Here is a 24,146-nt window from a genome sequence, read left to right on the forward strand (position 1 = left end):
CGTCGATCGAAGCGGCCGGAGTTCTCTCCGGCAGCCACTACCGAAGACCGCGCGATCGGGCGGTTCCTGTCGTGTCACGCGGGAACGGTCCCTGCGGATCTGCGAAGACCGCACCCGGTTGTTCGCGCCTGCGGCAGCCGAACGCACCCATGGTACATCCCGGTACACCGCAAACCCCTAATCCCTCCGGTTCAGGTCACGTCCTCCACGCACACGGTGAAGGCACGCTCCTCGTAGGGGTAGCCGACGCCGCTGGCGCACTGATCGGCGTTGGCGACATCGGCCAAGATCTGGGTGGCGCGCTGACGTCGGGGCGCCTGCGCGTCACCGCAGTCGACCCGCACGGGGTCCGACCCACTCTCGGTGTCGATGCTCATGCATCCCCCGACCACCCAGTCGATGTCCAGGCACACCGTGGTGCGCGAATCGGAGAACGACCCGCGCATCGAATAGTAGGAGTCGACATCGGACGGGCACGCCTCGGCGGTGTCGGCTGAGCCGGAGAACACCGCCACCACCTTGTAGTTGGACTCCGCCGACCCACACGCGGCTTCGACAGCCTCAGGACGGTCGGGGGGTCCGCCCATCTGCACACAGTCCCCCACGACGAGCTCCGTGGCCGGCGTCGACGACGAGCACCCGGTCAGCAGACCTGCCGCTGCGGTCGTCGCGAACGCGATGAGCAGGGCTCGCACTGCTGGGGCCCGGCGCAGGTGACAGCCCAGGTCAGCGGCGCAGGCCGAGACGCTCGATCAGCGAGCGGTACCGCTCGACGTCGACCTGCGCCACGTACTTCAGCAGCCGGCGACGACGGCCGACCAGCAACAGCAGCCCGCGGCGCGAGTGGTGGTCGTGCTTGTGCATCTTGAGGTGCTCGGTGAGGTCGATGATGCGCTTGGTCAGCAGCGCCACCTGGGCCTCCGGCGAGCCGGTGTCGGTGTCATGCAGGCCGTACTGGCCGAGGATCTCTTTTTTCTGGTCGGCAGAAAGCGCCACGAAACAACTCCATCAATTCGGTCCGCGTTCACGAATCCGGAGGGAACTCCGGGGGCACGGCCACCGCGAACTGCAGCGCGCGCCGGGTCGGCAGGGAGTTTAGCAGCGGATTGCGGTGCCACCGAATCGACCGCGGCGGGCCGCGCAGACAGACACCGCGGCGGGCCGCGCAGACAGGGCCGCGCATCAGAACCCGCGAGTCAGTGGGCAGACAGGATGGTCCGGGCGCGCTCGGTGTCCGCACTCATCGCCGCCACCAGGTCGTCCACCGAGTCGAACCTCTCCTGGCCCCGCAACCGGGCCACGAAGTCGACCGCCACATGTTGGCCGTACAGGTCGGCGGTGGTGTCCAGGACGAACGCCTCAACGGTGCGGGTACGTCCGGAGAACGTCGGGTTGGTGCCGACCGAGACGGCCGCCTGGTAGCGCTCGCCCGGGGTGACGCTGCCGACCACCGGGCCGTGGCCCAGCACGGTGAACCACGCTGCGTAGACACCGTCGGCGGGGATCGCCGAGTACATCGGCGGAGCGACGTTGGCCGTCGGGAAGCCCAGCACCTTGCCTCTACCGTCGCCACGCACCACGACCCCCTCCACCCGGTGCGGGCGCCCCAGGGCCTCTGCCGCGGTGACCATGTCACCGGCATCCACGCACGAGCGGATGTAGGTCGAGGAGAACGTCACCGTCTCGTCGCGGTGATGTTCGGCCACCAGATTCACCGAGTCCACCGCGAAGCCGAAGCGCTCGCCGGCCTTGCGCAGCAACTCGACGTTGCCCGCCGCCTTCTTGCCGAACGTGAAGTTCTCGCCGACCACGACCTCGACGACGTGGAGGCGTTCGACGAGCAGTTCGTGGACGTAGCGCTCGGGGGTGAGTTTCATGAAATCCGAGGTGAACGGCATGACCAGGAACACGTCGATGCCCATCTCCTCGACCAGCTCGGCGCGACGGGTCAGCGTGGTCAGTTGCGCCGGGTGACTGCCCGGGAAGACGACCTCCATCGGATGCGGGTCGAAGGTCATCAACACCGTGGGCACGCCGCGCGACCGGCCGGCTTTCACCGCACGACCGATCAGCTCCTGATGCCCGCGGTGGACACCGTCGAAGACGCCGATGGTCACCACACATCGGCCCCAGTCGGTCGGGATCTCCCCCTGGCCTCGCCAGCGCTGCACAGCCAAAGCCTACGACCCGCCGTCAACGCCGGCCCATCAGCACCACCCAGATCAGGTGATGATTGCCTAAACTTTCCAGTTGTGAGCCCTGATGGCAGTCCCGCCGACCCCGCCGACCTGTCGACGGTGGCCCAGGACTACCTCAAAGTCATCTGGACCGCGCAGGAGTGGTCACACGAAAAGGTGTCCACCAAGTTGCTGGCCGAGCGCCTCGGCGTATCGGCCAGCACCGCCTCGGAGTCGGTGCGCAAACTCGCCGATCAAGGACTGGTGGATCACGAGAAGTACGGCGCGGTGACGCTCACCGACGCCGGTCGCCGCGCCGCGCTGGCCATGGTGCGCAGGCACCGGCTGATGGAGACGTTCCTGGTGCGCGAGCTCGGCTACAGCTGGGATGAGGTGCACGACGAGGCCGAAGTGCTCGAGCACGCGGTCTCTGACCGGATGCTCGACCGGATAGACGCCAAGCTCGGTCACCCGACGCGGGACCCGCATGGTGACCCGATCCCGGCGGCCGACGGCCAGGTGCCCACCCCGCCGGCGCGTCAGCTGTCGGTCTGCGAGGACGGCGACGCCGGCACCGTCGCGCGCATCTCCGATGCCGACCCGGAGATGCTGCGCTATTTCGACACCGTCGGGATCAGCCTGGACGCGCACCTGCGGGTGGTCGCGCGCCGCGATTTCGCCGGCATGATCTCCGTCGCGGTCACGCAACCGGTCCCGGACGGTGCGGGCGAGCCGGCCGAGACCACGGTGGATCTGGGAAGCCCAGCCGCCGAGGCCATCTGGGTCATCGCCTAGCATCCTCGAATGGCCAAGCTCGAGATGTCGCGTTCTTTGCCGCTGTCGGCCGACGAGGCGTGGGCCCACGCGTCGGACCTGTCGAGCCTCGGGGACTGGATGACCATGCACCAGGGCTGGCGCTCGGAGGTGCCCGAGGTGATCGAGGTGGGCACGACCGTCGTGGGCGTGGCCGGCGCCAAGGGCATGCGCAATCGGGTCACGTGGACGGTGCGCCAGTTCGATCCGCCGACGGCGCTGTCGGTCAGCGGTGAGGGTGTGGGCGGAACCCGCTACACGCTGTCGATGAAGGTCGACTCCACCGACGAGGGCTGCACGTTCACCGTCCGCATGGACCTCGGTGGTGCGCCGCTGTTCGGACCGATCGGTTCGGCGGCGGCGCGGGCGGTCAAAGGCGACATCGACAAGTCGATCCGGGAGTTCGAGCGGTTGTACTGCTGACTTCCCGCGTCGCAGGACTCATCGGGTGTCGATGCGGGTCGTGTATCCGGCGCGGGCTTCGGCGTCCCCGTCGAGCATCTGGTGATCAGCACCCATCATCGCCATGATCTGGGTGCGCGCGGCGCTGGGCAACATCCCGTAGCCCCAGGACATCGCGCGGAGCCGACCAGGGACGTAGACGGTGCGCCGACCGCGCCGGACGGCCTGCACCGTCGCCGCGGCGACCTCCTCGGGTTCGCAGGAACGCAGCAACCAGTGGTCGTGGAGCCCGCTGGTGAGCTCGGTGTTCACCACCCCGGGAAGCACGCACGTGAATTCCACACCGCTGCGGCGAAGTTCGAGCGCGGCAGCCTCGGTGAAACCCACCACCGCGAACTTGCTTCCGCTGTAGGTAGCCACTCCCCCGAACGCCATGCGGCCGGCGGCGGACGCCACGTTGACCACCCGGCCCGAGCCACGCGGCACCATCCGCCGTGCGGCGTGCCGCGTCCCGTGGATCACGCCGGCCACGTTCACGGCGAGTTGGCGGCGTACAGACTCCGCCGTCTCGTCGAGCACGCCGACCACCGGCATGATCCCGGCGTTGTTCACCATCACGTCAAGGGTTCCGAGCCGTTCCTCGACGTCGTCGAGAAAGGCACCGACACTGTGGTCGTCGGTGACGTCGACGCCGGCCGCTATCGCACCGATCTCGGCGGCCGTGCGCTGCGCGAGTTCAGCGTCGATGTCGCCGATGGCCACCCGAGCCCCGGCCGCGACGAAGGCGCGCGCCGTGGCGGCCCCGATCCCGCGCGCCGCGCCGGTGATGGCCACGACCTGCCCGGTGAGCGTCGACGGTCTCGGCACCCTGCCACCAGATCGCCATCTCATGACTTCTCCATATCCACCAGGGCCCGCTTGAGAACCTTGCCGGTCTCGTTGCGCGGCAAAGCCTCCAGGAAAACCACATCTCGAGGTACTTTGTGCCGGGCCAGCCGCGATCGCACTGCGCTGCGGATCCGATCCGCATCAGGCGCGGCCTCGGCACCTGCTTCGTCGCTGCGGACGATGAATGCCCGCAGACACATTCCGAAATCGGGGTCAGGAATCCCGATGACAGCGACCTCACGGACGCCCGGTACTTCAGCGAGGACATTCTCGACTTCGAGTGGGTAGACGTTCTCTCCTCCGCACACCACCATCTCGTCATCGCGTCCGTCGATGAACCACAGACCCTCGTCGTCGAAGTGTCCGGTGTCGCCGCTGGAGAGCAGCCCGTCGAGGCTCTTCTTGTGCCGGCCGTCGGTGTAGCCGCCGAAGCTCAGTCCGCTGGAGACGTAGATCGTGCCGACGGTGTCGGGATCGGTGATGCGCCGGTCGCGGTCGTCGTAGGCGGCGATGGTGCACCCGACCGGCGGGCGACCCACGGTGCCGGGTGCACGCCGAAGCTCGGCTGGGGTGGCGACCGCCGCGGTGGCCACCTCTGTGGAGCCGTAGAGGTTGTAGACGACGTCGCCGAAGAGTCGGGTGGCCCGTCGGTACAGCTCCGGCGACAACGACGATCCGGCGGTGAAGACCACCTCGAGGGACGAGGTGTCGAAGCCGTGCAGAACCTCGGGGCGAAGGTCGAGGATGCGTGACAGCATCGTGGGGACGACGACCAACGCCTTGGCGTGATGAACGTCGATCGCGTGCAACGTGTCTCGGGGATCGAAGCGACGGCGCAACACCACCTGGTTGCCCAGTGCCAATCCCAGCGAGCAGGTGGCGAGCCCGGTGGCGTGGAACAGTGGTGCGGCCACAACGTAGGCGCTGTCGCGCGGCCACGGAATCCGATCCAGGAGCTGCGCCGACTGCAGCGGGCTGATGCGTTCTCGCGGAGCTCCTTTCGGCGCACCGGTGGTACCGCTGGTGAGGAGAACCAGGCCCCCCGGCCGGGCCGGCGGGGCCGGCGCCGACACCGACCGACCTGCCGCGAGTTCGACGATCCCGGAACCCACCAGTTGCACGATCCCGGGATCCAACTCGCTCAGTAGCGGTGCGAACTCGTCGTCGGCCAGTACGGCGCTGACGCGCTCACGGGCACAGACGTCGGCCAGTTGGGGGCCGGCGAAGCCGACGTTCAGCAGCACAGTCCGCACTCCAGCCTTGTTCGCCGCAGCCAGATCCAGGACGAAGTCGACGCTGCTTCGCCGTAGCAGACCTACGACGGTCGGCTCCTCGCGCGAGCGCTCATCAGCGACCGCGCCGGTACCCCTGAGGTTCGCCAGCGTTTGTGCCCGCGCGTTGGACTGCTCATCCACCTCGCTGAAGGACAGCTGGATGGTGTCGTCGCTCAGCGCGTGACGCGCCCCGTATCGTGCCGCGGTGTAGTGGGCCAACCCACCGAACGTGCCGAACCGGCGCAACACCCGGGCGGCTCTCAGGACATCTCGAGGACGGGTCGGCTGCACCATCCCCCGTCGGACCAGCACCGCCGCCGCCCGCACCATATCCGTGGTGCGGGAGATTTTCTCCCCCACAGTCATCGTCTGATCTTCTCCAGTAATCGCATCGTCAACCGCACGACCGCGGCGGGATCGTCGAGCTGCGGACAATGTCCTGACCGGGGAAGGACCACCAGGTCACTTCCCGGGATCTGTCGGTGCAGAATCCGACTGGCGTGCACCGGGATGATCCGGTCGCGCGCCCCGTGCACGATCACCGTCGGACAGCTCACATCCACCTCTCGGTGCCCGCCGTCGGTCTCGACGGCATATTGGAAGGCGTACCGGCCCAGGGTTTCCAACGCCCCGGGTGCGGCAGCTGACTCACACCAGCGGCGCACCACCCCGGGGTCGACGACGGCTCCCGGACCGTAGAGGATCCGTCTGGTGGCCATGCCGGTCGCCCAACGCACCGCCGGGGCCGGCACCGGGATCCGGGCCACCCCGCTCCACACCGAGGCGGGTACCGGGCGCAAACGAGCCAGCCGCGCCAGCCAATGACGCGCATTGACCGGATCGTCGAGCGCCACCAGGCCGGCCACCCTGTCCGGCTGACGAGTCGCTGCACGCACCGCAGTGGCGGCTCCGAGCGAGTTGCCCACCAGGACCGCAGGTCCCATGTCATCGAGCAGCGAGCGGGCGAACGTGTCGAACTGGTCGACGAGAGGTCCGGGTGCGCGTGCCCCTGCCTGGCCGAAGCCGGGCAGATCGACCGCCACGGCGCGTTGCCCCGCCTCACCGAACCCGCGCAGGACATGCACCCAGGTGTCGGCAGAATCGGCATAACCGTGCAGCAACACGACGGGCGGGGACTCGCCCGGCACCTCGAGCACGCGCGTCCCGAACCCGCCGAACCGCCGACGGGTCTCGGTGATCATCCCGCGAGCAGTCCCTTCGCGATATGGGTCACCTGGATCTCGTTGCTGCCCGCGTAGATCATCAGTGACTTGGCATCGCGGGCCAGCTGCTCGACACGGTATTCGGCCATGTATCCGTTGCCGCCGAAGAGTTGGACTGCCTCCATCGCGACCTCGGTGGCGGCCTCGGAGGAATACAGCTTGATCGCCGACGCCTCCGCAAGAGTCGGCATCTTCCCGTCGGCGAGACGCTCAAGGGTCTGAAAGACCATGTTCTGGACATTCATCCGGGCGATCTCGATCCGGGCCAACTTCAGTTGAATCAGCTGGAACTGCCCGATGTTCTTGCCCCAGAGGGTGCGACTTGCCGCGTAGTCGAGGCACAGCCGATGGCACTCGTTGATGATGCCGAGCGCCATCACAGCGACGCCGAGCCGTTCGGCAGCGAAGTTCGCCCTGGCACTGTCACGCCCGTCTCCGCCGGCGTGCTGTTCGGATTCACCGAGCAGACGATCCGGCCCGAGCCGTACGTTGTCGAAGAACAGTTCACCCGTCGGCGACGACATCATGCCCATCTTCTTGAACGGCCGCCCCTGGGTCAGCCCTGCCATTCCCGCATCGAGAACGAAGGTCAGCACCGGTCGTTGGCGCGCATCGGTACCACTGTCGTCGATCAGCTTGGCGTAGACGACGATGACATCGGCGTCGGGACCATTGGTGATGAACGTCTTCTGACCGTTGAGCAGATAGTCCGCACCATCCCGCTTCACGTTGGTTTTCATCCCGCCGAACGCATCCGAGCCCGAATCAGGTTCGGTGATGGCCCAGGCCGCGACCTTGTCGAGCGTCATCAACTCCGGCAGCCACCGCTCTTTCTGAGCCAAGGTGCCACGGCTCATGATGGTCGCCGCACCGAGGCCCAGGCTCACCCCGATGGTGGACAACAAGCCGATGCTGACTCCGGCGATCTCGGATATCAGCACCGCAGCCATCGACGCCTGTGCACCGATCTCACCGATGCCGTCGGCCTTGGCCGGCCGCTCCGACGTCGTCTCCGAAGCCTGGCGCGTTCGTTGCTTGTCCAGCATCGTCTTCACTGCCTCGGCGGCCATCACATCGAGACCGAATTCGCTGAACAACTTCCGGGCGAAGGGATAGGGCGAGATCGCGCCGGTTTCGAGATCGTCGAGGTGGGGGCGGATCTCCTTGGCGATGAATTCTCGCACCGTGTCGCGCATGATGATGTCGGTGTCAGACCATTCGTACACGGTCACGCCCCCGGCAGCCGTGCGGCGATGTCGTCGAGTTCCCAGATCTTGTCGGTCTCGATCGTGTCGACGTCGTGCCAACCCTGAAGCAGTGAGATCGCGCCGCCCTGAACGGCGTAGACCTTTCCGGTGATCGGGCACTTGTCACTGGCGAGATAGCCGACCAGCGGCGAGATGTTGGCCGGCGAGAAAAGGTCCAACTCACCGTCGGCCGGTTCAGCCATCAGCGCGCCCATCCCGGGGGTGGCCAACGTCAGCCGGGTGCGCGCGATCGGGGCGATGGCATTGACCCGTACGCCGTACCGTTCGAGTTCCTCCGCTGCTATCAACGTCAGCGCAGCGATACCGGCTTTGGCCGCACCGTAATTGGCCTGGCCGGCATTGGGCAGGGTCACCCCCGAGCCCGATGCGGTGTTGATCACCGATGCGACCGGTTGCTGCCCACTCTTGGATTGGCTTTTCCAGTACTCGGCAGCGTGATGCAGCATCGCGAAGTGCCCCTTGAGGTGGACGTTGATCACGGCGTCCCACTGCTGTTCGGTCATACCTGCGATGAATGCGTCGCGCAGGATGCCGGCGTTGTTGACCAGCACGTCGAGGTGCCCGAACTCGTCGATCGCCTGTTGGACCACGCGGTTGGCACCCGCCCAGTCGGCGATGTTGTCGGTGTTGGCGACGGCGCGGCCGCCGCGGTCGGTGATCTCGGCGACGACCTCGTGCGCGGGGCCCGCATCTTTTCCTTCACCGGTGTTGCTCCCACCGAGGTCGTTCACCACGACCGCGGCGCCCTGGGCGGCGAACAGCAGCGCATGCTCGCGTCCGATTCCGCGTCCTGCGCCGGTGATCACAGCAACCCGGCCATCCAGCATTCCCATGATGTTCTTTCCTGTCAGCGTTGTCAGTGGTTGTCGGTCGGTTCGATTCAGTCGGCGATGTCGGCCCAGCCGTCGGTGATGGCTTTCTCCTGACCGCCCGCTCGCGTGGTTTCGAATGCGTAGGTCGTGATGCCCGCGCCTCGGCTCTTACGCCAGATCGTCGTGTGGAGGTCGTCGCCGGGCAACACCATCTTCGAGAAGCGCACCGCAAAACGTCTGAGCCGTGTCACGTCCGAACCGCCGACCTCGGTGAGTACCGCCCACGACGTGAACGCCATGGTGCAGAGTCCGTGGGCGATGATGCCGGGCAGGCCGGCGTCGCGTGCCACCTCCTCGTCGAGATGGATCGGCATCGGATCCCCGGAGGCCGGCGAATACCGGAAGGTTTGATCTTCGTCGACGTGCTGGATCACCTCCGCCACGGGCGACTGTTCGCGCAGCGCCTCGTCGAACTTGTGTGGCGGCGCGAGGACACCGACGGACTTACCGGCATTGAATCCGCGCACGAAACACGTGACGTACTGTTCGTTGACCAATTCGCCGTCTTCAGTGCGGCATTCGACAAGGATCGCGGCGCGTGTACCGTTGTCCAGCCCCTCGTACCCGACCATCTTGCCGCGGGAGACCAGTTTGTCTCCCGGTCTGATCGGCCGGTGGAAGATGAAGTCCTGCTCACCGTGTACGACGCGGGGAACGAGTTCGACCGGCAGCACATCCACCGTCGGCATCATCATCGACTCGAACACCGGCACGATCGCGAACACCGGCGGGGCGATGTCGCCGTCGCGATGAGCCGGGATGGGATCGTTCGTGGCTGCGGCATACTCCGCGATCCGCTCGCGGGTCACCTCGAATCGGTCGTCCTCGGTCCAGCTGTCGAGACCGCTGTCGTCGAACGCCAGGTCCTGCTGCATGCTGGTCACAGTCACACCGCCGCCGAGGCGAGTTCGTCGAGTTGGGTGAGCGTCTTGTCCAATTGCCGCATGCCGTCCTTCTCCACCGCCTTCGCCAGCGCGCCCTTGACAAGCGCACCCTCGAAGTCTCCGGAGACCGTGAATCGCGATCCGGCGCCCAGCGGCTCGATGGTGAAGGTGAAATCGGCCTTTACACCGGCCATTCCGGTTCCTCCGAGAGCAAGGCTGGTCGGCGCATCGACGGACCTGACCGACCATTCGATCTTGTTCGCCATGTTGAGCATGACGATCTTCGCGGTCAGGCGCGCACCCGGGGTCAGGGTGGCAGGCGGCTCTTCGAGCCACTTGTCGTGAACGGTGAACCAGCGGTCCCACGTCTGCGGGTCCGAGATGATGGCCCAGAGCTCGTCGGGGGCTGCGCCCAGGTCACGAGTGGCTTCGATGTGTCCCATGATGTGTTCCTTTTCTTGTCGAGATGTGACGGTCGATGAGGCTTGCGGCGTCAGCGTTCGGCGCGTTGGTAGGCCGTGACGACGGCCGCGCCGCCCAAGCCGATGTTGTGCTGCAGTGCCGCGGTGACGCTGTCGACCTGGCGTCGGTCGGCGTCGCCACGCAGCTGCCAGGTCAGCTCCGCGCACTGGGCAAGACCTGTCGCTCCCAGCGGATGGCCCTTGGAGATGAGTCCGCCCGAGGGATTGACGACCCAGCGGCCTCCGTAGGTGGTGTCCTTGTCGTCGATGAGCCGGGGAGCCTCGCCCTCTCCGCACAGTCCCAGCGCCTCGTAGAGCAGCAGTTCGTTGGCCGAGAAGCAGTCGTGCAGTTCGATGACCTGGAAATCGTCCGGGCCGAGCCCGCTCTGCTGGTAGACGCTCTGCGCGGCAGCGACATTCATGTGGTACCCGATCAGGGCCTTGCAGGTGCCGTCGAAGCTGTCGGCGAAATCGGTGGTCATCGCCTGGCCGACGATCTCGACGGCCCGGTCCGCAAGGCCGTGCCGGGTCACGAAGTCTTCCGAGGCAAGAATCGCTGCGCCGGATCCGTCCGAGGTCGGTGAGCACTGCAACTTGGTCAGGGGGTCGTAGATCATCCTCGCCGCGAGGATGTCATCGAGGGTGTACTCCTCTTGGAACTGCGCGTAGGGGTTGTTGACCGAGTGTTTGTGGTTCTTGTAGCCGATCGCGGCGAAATGCTCTGCGGTGGAGCCGTATTTCTGCATGTGTTCGCGGCCGGCCGCCCCGAACATCCACGGCGCAGGTGGGAACAACACTTCCGAGATCTCGGCCAGGGCCAGGAAGTGTTTGTCCATCGGCTGCGCGCGGTCGTCGTAGGTGGAACCCAGGGATCCCGGCTGCATCTTCTCGAACCCCAGCGCGAGCGTGCAGTCGACCAGTCCGCCTCGAATCGCTTTGGCGGCCAGATACAAAGCGGTGGATCCGGTTGAGCAGTTGTTGTTGACGTTCACCACGGGTACACCGGTCATGCCCAGCTCGTAGACGGCGCGCTGGCCCGACGTCGACTCGCCGTACACGTAACCTACGTAGGCTTCCTGCACGTCGCGGTACGTGATGCCGGCGTCGTCGAGTGCCTTGGTGCCGGCTTCCCGCGCCATGTCGGGGTAGTCCCAGCCCTCCCGCGCACCGGGCTTCTCGAACTTCGTCATGCCCACACCGACCACGAACACTCGATTCGGCATCTTCATCCTTTCGATCACTCGCCTGGGCGCCGCTGGGGCGCGTCAAGAAACAAACATACTTGCCTGCATGTATTTAGGCAAGCAGTTGCCGGGATCGCCTGTAGCCAGAGAGGAGATGAGGGGAAGCGCTGCTTGGAGTCAGGAAGCGGCGAGCGCCGCGTCGAACACCACGCGCAGGTCGACACACGCACGGTCCCAGCGCCGCCGCGCCTCCACGAGGTCACGATCGACGAAACTGACGATCAGTATCCCCCGCAGCGCGTCCATCGCGGTGAAGATGGCATTGCGTAATTTCTTGCGCGACATAGCATCTGGAACCAATTGATCGATAGCCGTCACCAGTGTGCTGTTCACCATGGGTTCCACACGTGCGACCTCGCGCGCGAGGACCTCGTCAGTACGCGCGGCCACCCACAGCTCGATAGTCGCCACCAGCATGTCACCCTGGTGCGACTCCCACAGGAACTCCAGCACACTGGCGACCGGGTCAGCACTGGAAAGCAGCCGGCCGTTCTGCCTGATCGCGGTCTGGATGCGTTGCTCGGCAAGATGCTCGATGGCGGCGACGACGAGATCTTCCTTGGAGCGGAAGTGGTGGACCTGCGCCCCACGCGTCACCCCGGCGATCTCGGCGATCCGGGGGGTCGTGGTTCCGGCGTAGCCGTAGGTGACCAGGCACTCGACCGTGGCATCGAGCAGACGCGTGCGCATCGCCGCGGTGCGTTCTGCCTGGGTCCGCCTCGTGCGCCCCACTCCCGTCGGCATCCCGCAAGCCTTCCCATCCGCCGGGCTTACCACCTGCCCGGAAGGTTGGTTCAGACTACATGCCGGGGGGTGCGGGGCCAACGATCCGGCGGGACGGGCGCGTCGGTGCGAGGCGGTCACTGTGGCGCCGAACCCATCACCAACACATTCCCGTCGAGCGACGACTCGATGGTGCCGGTCAGCGAGAGCTGATTGACGATCTTGACCCCGTCCGCGCGGAGGTAGCCACGCGCACTGCCGTCACCACCAGTGACCGAGATGTCTGCACTGTAGGTGATGTTCGTCAACGTCGCGTTGGTCACCGTCGTCTCGGTTCCGTTGAGGATGAGGCCCTGCTCGTCTTCGAAGTCCGTGTACGTCACCGTCGTTGTCGTGAGGTTCCCGGCCTTCGATGTCGTCACCACCGCGCTACCGCCGACTCTGCCGGCCCGGGACGCCTCGGTGGGGGTCGCCTTCACGACCACCGATGACAGAGGTTGCGCCCACCCCGAAGAGTCCGGAGTGGAAACATCGGAGGGGCGGGTTCCGCCGTCGATGTTGTTCAACGTCGCGACCACCAACCTGGTGTCGGAAGGCTCGGTCTTGCTGCGTTCCCAGAAGGTGACGGCTGTGCCATCGGCACTCCAGTTCGCTACCGGTACCGAGTTGTACGCGCCGCTCGGGTCCCCCACGAAGATGCCGTTCTCACCGGCCAGCTCGTCCTCGACCGAGATCACCCACGCTTGGTTCAACGAGCCCTTCTTGGCCTGGAAGGTCGGAAACACGACGTATGCCGGAACGAAGGTCGGCCGTGTGATCTGCGACATCGGAGTGAGATAGTCCAAGGTGCGTGAACTGCCGAGTGCGAGCCATCGGCCGTTCGGGGACATATCGACCGATTCGTCGTAGTCCAAGTTGGTCGTCAAGCGCGTGACTGTGCCGTCGGCCAGATCTATCAGGACGTTGTCGGCGTTTCCCGCTTCGTACTTCCCGGAGAAATCGGTGACCATCACGCCCTTGCCGTCGGAGGTGAAGTTCTTCAGCTCTCCGCCCACATACACCACGTGGGGATCGACGATGACGTAACCGGTATCGGTCCGCTCCAATCGGCCCACACTGGAGACCAGCTGGGTCGCGGTGCCCGATCCGAGCAGTTGGGTGAAGCCGACGTGCACACCGTCCGGGGCGATCCGCAGCTCCCGTTGCTTCTGGATCACGACGACGTTCGCGGGAACGCTGGTCGGCACCGTGATCTCGAGCAGCTGGGAGCCCGCGCCGCAGGCATTCACTCCCCCGGCACACTCGAGGATGTAGTGGTCGGCTGTCTCACCACCGGAGTCAGACTGGGTCCCTGCGCTCAGCAGTATGCGCTCGCCGTCGTCGAAGGCGAAGGGTTTCGACAGGTTGTCGGTGAGCTCGGGTGCCAGACCGCAGGTCAGGCACTGCAATCCGGACCCGTCGGTGCCGACCCGATAGATCTCCGTTCGAGTGGCCCCCGCCGGCGTCGCGCGGAAGATGAGCGCCGTGCCGTCGTGGGTGTAGGTGGGATTCTGCGGCTGTACCACGTCGTCGGGGAGCGGAACGACGAATCGGTCGGCGCTCGGCTGAATGCTCTGCACGTCGAGGCCGACGGTCAAGCGGGGCATACCGAAGTCGGGACGTAAAAAATGCAGCAGGTTGAGCTTGCCGTCCGTCACACGCACGCGGAAGGAGTCGACACCGCCGCCCATCGCATACTCCAGGTCCGGCGTATACACAAACGTTCCCGTGACATCGTCGATCACCACCGTGCCGTGTTTGGGCCGGGCAATCACGGTGTAGGTCAGGGTGTCTCCCTCTGGATCCGTGGCACCGAGATCACCGGTGATCACACCCAATGGCCCTTGCACGTTCGACGACGGGTCGTAGTCGAGCACCGGGGCCTGATTGAAAAAGTTGCGCCGGACCCAGCCGAGCAACGACCAGGCGAACAGCGTCTGCACGGGTTCGTCAACCATCTGGCTCGCAAGGGGCCCGCCGACACCGGGGTTCGTCAGGTACGTGACGGAGACGACGTCAGACTGACTGCCCCCTTCCGCGGATCGGGGGTCATCGGCAAGCACTTCGTCGGCGGACGGCGATACTCCCTGTGCGGCTCGGCTGGGGAATGTCGTGGGTCCGCCGCCGGTCTCAGTTGCTTCCTCCTCTGCCAACACCACCGGGATGTCGACGAGAGGAACTTCCGACCCGTCAACGACCGTGGCGTATTCCGGCACAGCATCGACGATTTCAGAGTGCTCAGAGGTCCCCGGTTCATCGTCGAGGGTCGTCGTGTCGTCGCCCTCAGGGGCACCGTCGTCGCTCTCGTCACTGACTTCGACCTCGTGACTGTCGCCGACCTCGTGACCGCCTTCGACCTCGTGACTGTCGCCGACCTCGTCGGACTGATCGATCTCGTGACTGTCCCCAGGCTCATCGGCGTCCTCGATCCCGTCGATCTCGGGTGCGTCGTCCTCGGCGTCCTGGCCATCGGAGTCGCGATCAGACGAGTCTTGTTCGGCCGAGCCGGGGGTTTCCGCGTTGTCGAGGCCCGAGCCGGGTGCGTTCCCGGGATCGCTCGCACGCTCGGAAGTCTGCGCGGCGTCGGAGCTCCCGGTCACGGATGTATCGGCGCCCGCGTACCCATAGCCGGTGGTCACCAAGGCTGCGATCGCCATGGCTGCCGCAACTCCACCGCAGCGGACCGCAAAAGCCAGTGTGTCGAACAGCTTTGACTCCTGCTCACCCTTCGATGAACCGTCGAGCGGAGCGTCGTCGTTGGGGGTGGTTGACATGTTGTCTCCATCACATGGTCGGTGACACTGAGGTCGATTCTGTTATCCGGTATCGATGTGGCTTGTCCACTTGAAGTGGATGTTTCACTGATTCTCGTGAAACAGCGTTCTCACGTTCGGTGGATGGCGGCGACGACTGTGCAGGGGCATTGCTCTCACGATCTCGAAGTCACCCCGATGGTCCGAGGGTTTCTTGGACCGACCCTGCGCGTCTGATCTGGGGCGTCAGGTCGTGGCGGCCATCACGGACCAGGAACCTGATGACTGGCGCCCTGGAAGCCGCCGGCAGTGGCGATGACGAGATCTCCTGCACCGAAGGGAATCTGAACATAGCCGTGGTCGTCGGTGATCATGGTGACGGAGCCCACGGTCACCGTGGCGCCGCGCACAGGACGGGCCTGACTGTCCTCCGCCACCGTGGCAGTCACGCGAATCCTGTCGCCGGAGGGCGAGATGGCCAGCTGGGGTTGGTTGACGCCCGGGAAGTCGGTCTGGGTCGGCACCCCGCTGTAGGTGACACCATTGATCTCGGAGGAGACCTCTCCGGAGAACGAATTCTTCTTCCCGACCTTGATGCTGCCCTTCAAGAATCCGGCACGCTCGCCCTCGCTGGTCAGATCAGCGCTCCACACCGAGTTGCCCACCGGATTGAGAATGGTGACCTTCTCGGTGCCGTTGATGAACGTCTTCCCATCGTCGGAGTAGTTCTTGTAGGTGACGGAGTATGTTCCCCACGCGAAGATTCCGCTGTATCGGAGGGTGGCGGTTCCGGAATGCGCGCCTCTGAGCACTCTGGTGTCCTGCCGGCCCATCATCGGGTTGTAGTCCTCGACCGGTATCGACCAGCGCGCGATGGCTTCAGGATCTTGGTGTACCGGCGGCAGCGGGGTCGTCGGTGTGCGGGTGGGAAAACTGATGATGCTGACTCGCCAGGGGGTGTCGGGCGCCCCGGGGGTCACGGTGTCGGGACGCTGTTGCTCGTTGATCACCGCGCGCGTGGAGTCGGGAAACCAGCTCCATCCGCGGATCGTCCAATCGGGGTCGACGATGATCGGCTGACCCGAGTAGCCGCCCTGCTGCTGACCCGCGGCGAGATTCATCAGCCAGGGCTCGTTCATCGAGCGGCGGTTGTTCCACAGACTCACCCGTCCGATCTGCGGGAAGGCAGCACTGTCGATCAGCGACGGGCGTTCCAGAGCGGTGAACACGTCCATGCGGTCCAGACCGCGAGCGGAGCTGAAATAGATGGAGTTCCCGTCCGGGGCGATGTCGCCGGATTCGTTGTAGTCGAGGTCGGTGGTGAGTTGCCGACGCTCGCCGGTAGCCGTGTCCAACAGGTAGATGTCGTAGTTCAAGCCGGTGGAGGTGGTCTGATACTTCAGATAGCGGCCACCGGCGTGCCAACTCGCTCCCTCGTAGAAGCGGGTGGCGTCGGCGAAGTCTTCTGCGTACTCGGCATTCTCGAGCCACTGCGGACTGAAGATTCGCTGATCGACGAGCTTGTATCCGTCGGCGGTGAGAACGAGCCTGGCAATGCTCATCCGCGGGCCGCGGAAGAATGTGTTCTCCGTCCACGTCACGTACTCGCCGAACGGGTCTGGCTTGGCCTCACGATTCTGCACGGGGAGAAGGCGTTTGTCCGACGGGAACTTGACCTTCTTGACCGTCGGGTTCTGGCAGGCGTAGATGGAGCCTTCGCATTCGAGCACCGAGTAGGTGATCGCGCCGGCGCCACCCAGCGGCTCACCGGCTGATTGCTGTCCCGACGTGTTGGCGAACCAGATTCTCTGGTTGTCGTAGAACGCCCGGGCCTTGGCGGTGTTCTCGGCCACCCCGCAGGAGATGCATTGGTAACCTCCGCCATCGAGGTCCGTGACGGCGATGTGCGTGTTGCCGTCGACCTCCACCTCGAGGATGAGGTGTTCGCTGTCCGGACTCAGTTCCGCACCCGTGACAGTGACCCCGTCGGGGAGATCGAATTCGACGACCTTGTCGACCACGAAGGGCTCCAACTCTGGTGACGACGCAGGATCGCCCACTGCGGCAACGCTGAGGACGATCCTGGATGTGGGCCTCCCTTTGTCACGCTTGAACAGGTACGACATCAGATGGAAACGGTTGTCGCTGACCCTGACGGTGAACGAGTCGGTTCCGCCGAATTCGGCGAAAGCTGCAGTGGGCGTGAAGACGAAATTGCCGGTGAGTGGGTCGATGTTGACCGTGCCGAACCGGGGATCTCTGATGAGCGAGTAGGTCAGTGGGTCGCTGTCGGGATCGACGGCGCCGAGGTTGCCGGTGATCACGCCGTCGGTCATGTCCTGAGAGTTGAGAGTGGCGTCGTAGCGAACGGTCGGCGGACGGTTGAAGAAGGTCCGCCGAACCCAACCGAACAGGGAGAAGTCCATCGTGGCCTGTGCCGGGGCCGGGGGCGTCGGCTGCGGGGTTGCATTTGGGCCGAGGGCGACCTCGGCCGGCGGGGCGTCGAGCGGCTGCGCCGCTGTCGGTGCAGTGACGGCGTCGGCCGTGGCATCGACCGCGCCGACCTCCGCGTCGTCTTCCGCGCGCCTGCCTACCGCCTCGGGGTCCCCGACGAGTGTCGATTCCGCATCGGCGACAGGCTCGGTTGAAGGGTCGGTCTGGACCTCGTGGTCCTCGGCGGTGACGCCGGCGTAGTCGTCGCCAGAGGAATCACGATCTGAATCCGGTTCTGGTGCAGCGCCGGAACGATCGTCGGGCTCGACGTCGACGTCCGTATCGGTGCCCACATCGATGTCGGTGGTGATGTCGACCTCGGGGTCGACATCGGGGTCGACCTCGGGGCCGACATCACTCTCGGTCGCGGCGTCGAGGTCGGTGTCGGCGTCAAGCTCGGCGGCCAGGTCAGCCTCTGCCAACGTTTCGAGCGCGTCGTTTTCGCTGTCCGTCGAGCCGTACGGCGGCGATTCGGAGGTGCTGTCTTCGACGTCGCTGGTGGAGGTCGACTCAACCGAGCCCCTACCGGCGTTGTCCGCGCTCGACGTTTCGCTGTGCGCCGATGAACTACTCGCCGGAGCAACTCGACCCGTCTCCCCCGTGTCGGCAGCGGCAACTCCGTGACCAGCTGCCAGAGCAGTCATGACGTATGCCGCTAATGCCAGACCGCCGACCTGAACGGTGCGCTTGCAAATGTGGCCTAGATCCACCCCGGTCAGTTCACCCTCGACACCGGATTCCCCGGACAACGGGCGCAGCGTCGACCGCATGTCGCCACCCGGGTGCAGGGTTGACGTCGGACTCGGGGTAACGGCCTCGTGATGATGGGTCATGGTGCTCAATCCGATCCTGGAATGCGACGAGCGTTGGACCGCAGGCAGTGGTACCGGCCACTTCGCTGTGCCGCTGTGTTGTAGATCGCATTTAACATACCGATCGCGCTGTATCAGAGCAAGCACTACGCACAGTAATTGTCGATAGTGTCGATAAAATTGCTAGATGAATTACGTCCTCAGCTGCGCAAATAGCGAGTTTGGGACAGGATTGGGCACGTCATTGCCGCGCCAGGCCACTCAGTGAGACTGCAGCTTCCCAACTGGAGTGTATGTAAATTACGCGACCCGGCACGCGCCACTGGGGTGCGACGGTTACAGCGTCGCGGGCCGGATCACCACCACCGACTTGGTCTTCGCTCCGGCGTCCTGCAACAGCGCCATCACGCTGCCGTCGGGTGCCGCCGCGGCGTAGACGCCGGAGATGCCTGCCGGCGTGAGCGGACGTCCGTGGCCGGCGTCGATGGCCTCGGCCGCGGTGAGGTCGCGCCGCGGAAAAGCCCGCAGGCACGCCTCGTCGAGGGAGTAGGACAATTCCGGCGCCTCGGCGAGTTGCTCCAGTGTCCGGGCCTGCTCGAGGCCAAAATCGCCGACGCGCGTACGACGCAGCGCTGTGAGATGGCCTCCGACACCGAGCGCGGCGCCGACGTCGCGGGCCAGGGCGCGGATGTAGGTGCCGCTGGAGCAGTCGACCTCGACGTCGACGTCGACGACCCCGCCTGGGCGGTCCCGGTGCACCGCGAGCACCTCGAAACGGTCGATCCGCACCGGCCGGGGTGCCAGCTCGGGGCTCTGTCCCTCGCGCACCATCCGGTAGGCCCGCTTGCCGTCCACCTTGATGGCGCTCACGGCGGAGGGAACCTGCTCGATGTCGCCGCGTAGTGCAGCGACGGCGGCCGCGATGTGGTCGTTGGTCACGGCGACGGCCGAAACGCGTTGCACGACATCGCCTTCAGCATCCTCGGTGGTCGTGGTCTCGCCGAGCCGGATCGTCGCCGAATACGACTTCGCCGTGGCCGTCAGCAGACCGAGGATCTTGGTGGCGCGTTCCACACCGATGACCAGCACCCCGGTGGCCATCGGATCCAGTGTGCCCGCGTGCCCGACCTTGCGGGTACCGAACATCCGCCGGCACCGGCCAACCACGTCGTGACTGGTCATCCCACCGGGCTTGTCGACCACCACCAGGCCCGGAGGCACCGCTGTCACAGCACGATCGCCGTCAACGCGATCCCGTTGCGCACCGACCACCGACCTGTCAGCGCCGTCAGCGGCGGGCCCGAGAGCGCTTCCGGGTCGATCAGGATCTGGGAGGTGAACGTCCCCGCGTGTCCGGACCCGTCGACGTCGAAGCGGATGTGTGCGTCCTCGAAGCCCAACCACCGTCGCGTCAAGGGGTACCACGCTTTGTAGGTCGCTTCCTTGGCGCAGAACAACACCCGATCCCAGTGCACGTCGTCGGGCAGCGCGGCGAGTGCATGCCGTTCGACGGGCAGGCTGATCGCGTCGAGCACCCCGTTGGGCAACACGTCGTGCGGCTCGGCGTCGATCCCGACGGACCGCACCTCTTCGCGGCGGCCCACCGCGGCCCCGCGGAATCCTTCACAGTGTGTCAGGCTGCCGACAATGCCGTCGGGCCAACAGGGTTCGCCCTTCTCCCCTTTGAGGATCGGGACCGGGTCGGCACCGAGATCCACCAGGGCCTGACGTGCGCAGTAGCGCACGGTGATGAACTCGTTGCGCCGCTTGGGAACCGACTTGGCGATCAGCGGCTCCTCTTCAGGCAGCGGAGCCAGTTCCTTGGGGTCGGTGTACAGCTCGGCGGCCGCCAGGGCGTTGATCGAACCGGGCAGCACCCCGGCCAGCAGGGTGGCGGCGATCATGCCCGCCTGCTCACGATCCGCTGTTGCACCTTGGCTGCGTGATCACGCATTTCCTGGGTGATCTGGAAATGCCCGCCGAACTCGTTGAGATAGCCGGGCGCGTACTTGGGATCCGGGAGGATCTGCCGCAACCACCGGTACGGCCTGCGGCGGCGCCACTCGCGGGGGTAGCCGACCGAGACCTCCTCGAAGCGGACCCCGTCGTACCAGGTGGTGCGTGGGATGTGCAGGTGTCCGTACACCGAGCAGAGCGCGTTGTAGCGGGTGTGCCAGTCGGCCGTCGCCGTCGTGCCGCACCACAGCGCGAACTCCGGGTAGAACATCGCGTCACAGGGTTCACGGACCATCGGGAAGTGGTTGATCTGGATGGTCGGGGTCATCCAGTCCAGATCTTCCAGCCGCTTGCGGGTGTAGGCCACCCGTTCACGGCACCAGGCGTCGCGAGTGGAGTACGGCTCGGCCGAGAGCAGGTATTCGTCGGTGCCGACGATGTTGCGCTCCTTGGCGATCGCCAGCCCCTCGGCCTTGGTGCCCGCACCCTGCGGCAGAAACGAGTAGTCATAGAGCAGGAACATCGGCACCAGCGTCGCCGGGCCACCCTCCTCGGTCCACACCGGATAGGGGTGCTCGGGAGTGAGGACGCCCATCTCGTCGCACATGTTGACGAGGTAGTCGTAACGCGCCTTGCCGAAGATCTGCATCGGGTCGCGATTGGTGGTCCACAGCTCGTGGTTGCCCGGCACCCAGATCACCTTGGCGAACCGCTTGCGCAGCAGGTCCAGTGCCCACCGGATCTCGTCGGTGCGTTCGGCGACGTCGCCGGCAACGATCAACCAGTCCTCAGGTGAGGCAGGATGCAGCGACTCAGCCACAGGCTTGTTGCCGGTGTGCCCGGTGTGGAGGTCGCTGACCGCCCACAGCGTCGGACGTCGGTCGTCACTGGTCACAACAGACCAGAGTACTGGTGCACCCATCACGCGCTCGCCACCCGTTCGCCGGGCAACTAGAACGTGTTCTAGGCTTCCGGTCCCCCGGCGCGTGGCGGCCGTTACACTGCCCCGCAGGACGGACGAATGCGAGCGGGACCGGACATCTCACCGGCCCGGAACCTCGAGGGGGTGCGATGGTCGCCAAACTGCGGCTCTTCTCGGCGCTGTGTGCGCTGGTCGCCGCGGTGGTGGTGGTCTGGCAGACGACTCCGGCCGGCCCGGTGGCCGGCGACCGGGTCGAACTGCGTGCGACCGGCGCGCCGTTGCCGGCGGTGTCGACGACCATCAAGTATCCGGTGATCGACCTCGTCGACCCGGATCCCTTCGATCCCTGCCGGGACATCCCGTTGGACGTGGTCCAGCGCATCGGCCTGGCTTTCACCCCGCCCACGCCCGAGGACAGTCTGCGCTGCAAGTACGACGCCGGGAACTACCAGATGGCCGTCGAGGCGTTCGTCTGGCGGACCTTCGAACAGACCTTGCCGGCTGACGCGGTCGAACTCGACATCAACGGCCATCGCGCGGCGCAGTACTGGGTGATGAAGCCCACCGACTGGAACAACCGCTGGTGGATCACCTGCATGGTGGCATTCAAGACCAGCTACGGCGTCATCCAGCAATCGCTGTTCTACTCGCCGATCTACTCCGAGCCCGACCCGGACTGCATGCAGACGAACCTGCAGCGCGCGCATGAACTGAGCCCGTTCTACATCTACTGATTCCCAAGCTGCTCGCGGGGTATGGACCGCTCCAGCATCCCGATCGTCTCCTCGTCGTCCCAGCGATACCGCACGCCGGCCTGCTGCAACGCCGGGAAAGTCCAGTTGGCCATCGTGGCGAGGACATCGGGCGGCACATCCTTCGGGTCGGTGATCTCATGGTTCGACAGCACCGTCTCCCCCGCGATCCGGACGGTCCCGCGCTCGGTCTCGAGGACCAGCGATACGTCTTCGCCCACGGATTGCAGCCGAGACAGCCACGGCGCCGACACCACCCGCGCCGGAATCAGTGGTCCGTCGCCGTCGAACAGATAGCCCTCGTTGAACGCGGGCTCTCCGTCGGGCCGGGGCGGATAGGCGATATAACCGAAGCCCCGACCGCTGCCGAACAGCGCCGACTGCCAGCAGTGCCCCCAGAATCCCTCCAGCCGGCGCACCCCTTGGCGGCGGATCCGCAGTCCGCTCCCGGTGAGGTCGTGACACTCGCCGGCCACCTCGACCGACCCGGCAGCGCGGAACAACTGTTCGTAGCGGGGCCCGCCCATCAGGTCACCGGCGATCGACGTCTTGAGTTGCGTATCCGCGTCAGTCCGCAACGCACCCTGCGCCCACGGCGGTGCAGCCATCCTGGCCTCGATCGCAAACCGCAGGTTCACCAGTGGGCCGGTCTTGCGTCCAGCGATCAGGTCGGCCGACGTGGTCTGAATCGCGTGACCGTCGAAGGCCACGGTCCAGACGTCGAACGGCTCGACGCACCTGAACGCGATCGGGCCCGCGCCCAGCACCGCGGGCGTGCCGTCGGGCGCGAACGGCGAACGGGCCGGGGCGTTGTCGCGCAACCGGTACACCCGACCATCGGGGAAGGCGAGGTTGACCTGGATCTGGTGGCTCCCCCAGTGCGCCGCGACCGCCTCGATGCCGATGCGCGGCAGGCCGACGGCACCGCTGTCGTCGAACACCCAGAAGCTGGCCGAGTCCCGCATGTCGGTGTCATCCGGCCGCTCGGCGAACACGTACTCGCGACCGGCGTCGATTCCGCCGGCGAGGTCAGTGGTCATCGCTACTCCTGAGATAGGTGTCGACATAGGTGGCGAATCGCGGCCGAATCACGTCGACATCAAGGCCGAAATCCCCGGGGTCGCGCTTCGGGTGAGGGTCCTGGCTCTCGGCGTTGGCGTGCCACCACACAGCCATCCGATGCTCGAACTCTTCGGAGACCGGCACTTCGAGCCAGTCGTAGAGGCGGCGCACCTCGCCGACGGGATCGACCTGCATGTCGCGAAAGTCGATGTCGTAGAAGCGGGCATCTCCGCCGTTCGCCCGGAACTCCATGGTGCGGGCCACCGCGGTCGACCACACCTCCACATTGAGCTCACCGAGGTAAGGACGATCGACGTGGTCGCTGAACCCGCTGACTATGTCGGCGTAGACATCGGCCACCGAGAGCATCACGTCGGTGGGGTCGCGGTGTGTCATGACGAAGCGCGCGTCGGGGAAGACGCGGTCCAATTGGGATACAGAAGTCATGTGGGCGGGCGTCTTCAGTCGCCACGGTCTGGTGGGTTCGCCCCACTGCAGCAACTGCAGGACCCTGCGCTCGTAGCGGTACGTAGGCGTGAGATCGGCACTGTGGAGCAGCCACCGAGAGTAGGAGGGAATCTGCGCGAAGGCCTGGAAGATCTGCGAGGTGAAATTCAGTGCCATCAGATCCAGGCACTCCGTCGGGCCGTGTGTGTCGCTGGGCACGTGGTGTCTGCTGCCGACCACAACGGGCCGCTGCCCGGCCGGGATGCGGGGATCGTCGCCGAGCACGGTGGACGGCGGCGGGCACGGCCGAGTCGACTCCCAGAGGCGTAGATAGCGGACGCCGGGGTCCTGGGCCAGGAGGAAGGACAGGGCTGTCGATCCGGTACGGGGCAATCCCAGGCCGAACACCGGCGCGGTCACGGGCTGGTCGGCAATCTCTGGGTGTCGGGCGAACCAGTCCTCCACCTGCAGCCGCTGGCACAGCAACAGCCGGATGCGGTCGTAGATGTAGGTCTCGCCCCGGCTGTTTAGCTTCGCCTCGGTGGCCAGGGCACGCAAGAGGATCTCCAGACCCTCACGAAAGCAGTCGTCGCCGAAATCGGCGAGACCGGTCTGTCGCATCGCAGCACCGAGCAACTCGTCCGACGACACCTGCGATGCGGCCATCGTTTGCCTCCCACT

General features: G+C 65.9%; 22 protein-coding genes. 3 read left to right on the plus strand and 19 right to left on the minus strand.

Translation table 11 applies throughout. The features are described from left to right. Positions 1-191 precede the first annotated feature (191 nt). The 3 genes from ACEWX3_RS17930 to ACEWX3_RS17940 all read right to left on the minus strand — a co-directional run bounded on the left by ACEWX3_RS17930 (position 192) and on the right by ACEWX3_RS17940 (position 2,171). A complete protein-coding gene (locus ACEWX3_RS17930) occupies positions 192-695 on the minus strand; it encodes a hypothetical protein (RefSeq protein ID WP_374157224.1) in 504 nt (167 codons plus the stop codon). Between the two features lie 31 nt (positions 696-726). Beyond that, the gene (rpsO, locus tag ACEWX3_RS17935; protein WP_207068017.1) at positions 727-996 is read right to left on the minus strand and encodes a 30S ribosomal protein S15; all 270 of its coding nucleotides are present in this window, start codon (positions 994-996) and stop codon (positions 727-729) included. Positions 997-1,196: 200 nt separating this feature from the next. Continuing rightward, positions 1,197-2,171: a bifunctional riboflavin kinase/FAD synthetase gene (locus ACEWX3_RS17940; RefSeq protein WP_221363370.1), complete on the minus strand. Its 975-nt coding sequence runs from the start codon at positions 2,169-2,171 to the stop codon at positions 1,197-1,199. Positions 2,172-2,252: 81 nt separating this feature from the next. On the opposite strand from ACEWX3_RS17940, the gene mntR reads away from it, so the two are divergent. Both mntR and ACEWX3_RS17950 read left to right on the plus strand, forming a co-directional pair. Further along, positions 2,253-2,972: a metal-dependent transcriptional regulator gene (gene mntR, locus ACEWX3_RS17945; RefSeq protein WP_207068019.1), complete on the plus strand. Its 720-nt coding sequence runs from the start codon at positions 2,253-2,255 to the stop codon at positions 2,970-2,972. 9 nt (positions 2,973-2,981) lie between these two features. Beyond that, complete coding sequence (locus ACEWX3_RS17950) at positions 2,982-3,413, plus strand: SRPBCC family protein (protein WP_207068020.1); 432 nt, start codon at positions 2,982-2,984, stop codon at positions 3,411-3,413. A gap of 18 nt (positions 3,414-3,431) precedes the next feature. On the opposite strand, the gene ACEWX3_RS17955 is transcribed toward ACEWX3_RS17950, so the two are convergent. The 14 genes from ACEWX3_RS17955 to ACEWX3_RS18020 form a co-directional block, all read right to left on the minus strand. Beyond that, positions 3,432-4,283 (minus strand): SDR family NAD(P)-dependent oxidoreductase, encoded by an 852-nt coding sequence (locus tag ACEWX3_RS17955; RefSeq protein WP_221363371.1) that lies wholly within the window; start codon positions 4,281-4,283, stop codon positions 3,432-3,434. Continuing rightward, a complete protein-coding gene (locus tag ACEWX3_RS17960; protein WP_374157225.1) occupies positions 4,280-5,920 on the minus strand; it encodes an AMP-binding protein in 1,641 nt (546 codons plus the stop codon). The genes ACEWX3_RS17955 and ACEWX3_RS17960 overlap by 4 nt, the downstream gene beginning before the upstream one ends. Further along, positions 5,917-6,756 carry an alpha/beta fold hydrolase gene (locus tag ACEWX3_RS17965; protein WP_221363373.1) on the minus strand — a complete coding sequence of 280 codons (840 nt, stop codon included), beginning with the start codon at positions 6,754-6,756 and terminating at the stop codon, positions 5,917-5,919. The genes ACEWX3_RS17960 and ACEWX3_RS17965 overlap by 4 nt, the downstream gene beginning before the upstream one ends. Beyond that, positions 6,753-8,003, minus strand: a complete 1,251-nt coding sequence (locus ACEWX3_RS17970) for an acyl-CoA dehydrogenase family protein (protein ID WP_207068024.1) — start codon at positions 8,001-8,003, stop codon at positions 6,753-6,755. The genes ACEWX3_RS17965 and ACEWX3_RS17970 overlap by 4 nt, the downstream gene beginning before the upstream one ends. A 2-nt stretch (positions 8,004-8,005) precedes the next feature. Next, on the minus strand, positions 8,006-8,878 hold the full coding sequence (locus ACEWX3_RS17975) for an SDR family oxidoreductase (protein WP_207068025.1): 873 nt from the start codon (positions 8,876-8,878) through the stop codon (positions 8,006-8,008). A gap of 47 nt (positions 8,879-8,925) precedes the next feature. Beyond that, positions 8,926-9,792: a MaoC/PaaZ C-terminal domain-containing protein gene (locus ACEWX3_RS17980; protein WP_207068056.1), complete on the minus strand. Its 867-nt coding sequence runs from the start codon at positions 9,790-9,792 to the stop codon at positions 8,926-8,928. Positions 9,793-9,803: 11 nt separating this feature from the next. Continuing rightward, on the minus strand, positions 9,804-10,244 hold the full coding sequence (locus ACEWX3_RS17985) for an SRPBCC family protein (protein ID WP_207068026.1): 441 nt from the start codon (positions 10,242-10,244) through the stop codon (positions 9,804-9,806). A 50-nt stretch (positions 10,245-10,294) separates the two neighbouring features. Next, the gene (locus ACEWX3_RS17990) at positions 10,295-11,485 is read right to left on the minus strand and encodes a lipid-transfer protein (RefSeq protein WP_374157226.1); all 1,191 of its coding nucleotides are present in this window, start codon (positions 11,483-11,485) and stop codon (positions 10,295-10,297) included. Between the two features lie 138 nt (positions 11,486-11,623). After that, a complete protein-coding gene (locus ACEWX3_RS17995; RefSeq protein ID WP_207068057.1) occupies positions 11,624-12,250 on the minus strand; it encodes a TetR/AcrR family transcriptional regulator in 627 nt (208 codons plus the stop codon). Positions 12,251-12,366: 116 nt separating this feature from the next. Beyond that, positions 12,367-15,042: an Ig-like domain-containing protein gene (locus ACEWX3_RS18000; protein WP_374157227.1), complete on the minus strand. Its 2,676-nt coding sequence runs from the start codon at positions 15,040-15,042 to the stop codon at positions 12,367-12,369. A gap of 242 nt (positions 15,043-15,284) precedes the next feature. After that, positions 15,285-18,473, minus strand: a complete 3,189-nt coding sequence (locus tag ACEWX3_RS18005; RefSeq protein WP_374157228.1) for an Ig-like domain-containing protein — start codon at positions 18,471-18,473, stop codon at positions 15,285-15,287. 189 nt (positions 18,474-18,662) lie between these two features. Then, entirely contained in the window at positions 18,663-19,556 is an 894-nt protein-coding gene (gene truB, locus ACEWX3_RS18010; RefSeq protein WP_374157229.1) for a tRNA pseudouridine(55) synthase TruB, read from the minus strand. Continuing rightward, positions 19,553-20,230 carry a 4'-phosphopantetheinyl transferase gene (locus ACEWX3_RS18015; RefSeq protein ID WP_374157230.1) on the minus strand — a complete coding sequence of 226 codons (678 nt, stop codon included), beginning with the start codon at positions 20,228-20,230 and terminating at the stop codon, positions 19,553-19,555. The genes truB and ACEWX3_RS18015 overlap by 4 nt, the downstream gene beginning before the upstream one ends. Further along, on the minus strand, positions 20,227-21,204 hold the full coding sequence (locus ACEWX3_RS18020) for a metallophosphoesterase (RefSeq protein ID WP_374157231.1): 978 nt from the start codon (positions 21,202-21,204) through the stop codon (positions 20,227-20,229). The genes ACEWX3_RS18015 and ACEWX3_RS18020 overlap by 4 nt, the downstream gene beginning before the upstream one ends. Positions 21,205-21,353: 149 nt before the next feature. On the opposite strand from ACEWX3_RS18020, the gene ACEWX3_RS18025 reads away from it, so the two are divergent. Then, entirely contained in the window at positions 21,354-21,938 is a 585-nt protein-coding gene (locus ACEWX3_RS18025) for a DUF3558 domain-containing protein (RefSeq protein ID WP_207068033.1), read from the plus strand. Here ACEWX3_RS18025 and ACEWX3_RS18030 read toward each other — a convergent pair. Together ACEWX3_RS18030 and ACEWX3_RS18035 are read right to left on the minus strand one after the other, a co-directional pair. Further along, positions 21,932-22,996: a hypothetical protein gene (locus ACEWX3_RS18030; RefSeq protein WP_374157232.1), complete on the minus strand. Its 1,065-nt coding sequence runs from the start codon at positions 22,994-22,996 to the stop codon at positions 21,932-21,934. The two genes, ACEWX3_RS18025 and ACEWX3_RS18030, sit on opposite strands and share 7 nt — an antisense overlap. Beyond that, positions 22,986-24,131, minus strand: coding sequence for a sulfotransferase (locus tag ACEWX3_RS18035; RefSeq protein ID WP_374157233.1), 1,146 nt, complete (start codon positions 24,129-24,131; stop codon positions 22,986-22,988). Before ACEWX3_RS18035 ends, ACEWX3_RS18030 begins: the two co-directional genes overlap by 11 nt. Positions 24,132-24,146: the final 15 nt, after the last annotated feature.

This window comes from Mycobacterium sp. G7A2 (genome assembly GCF_041902445.1).
In the GTDB taxonomy this organism is placed as follows: Bacteria; Actinomycetota; Actinomycetes; order Mycobacteriales; family Mycobacteriaceae; genus Mycobacterium.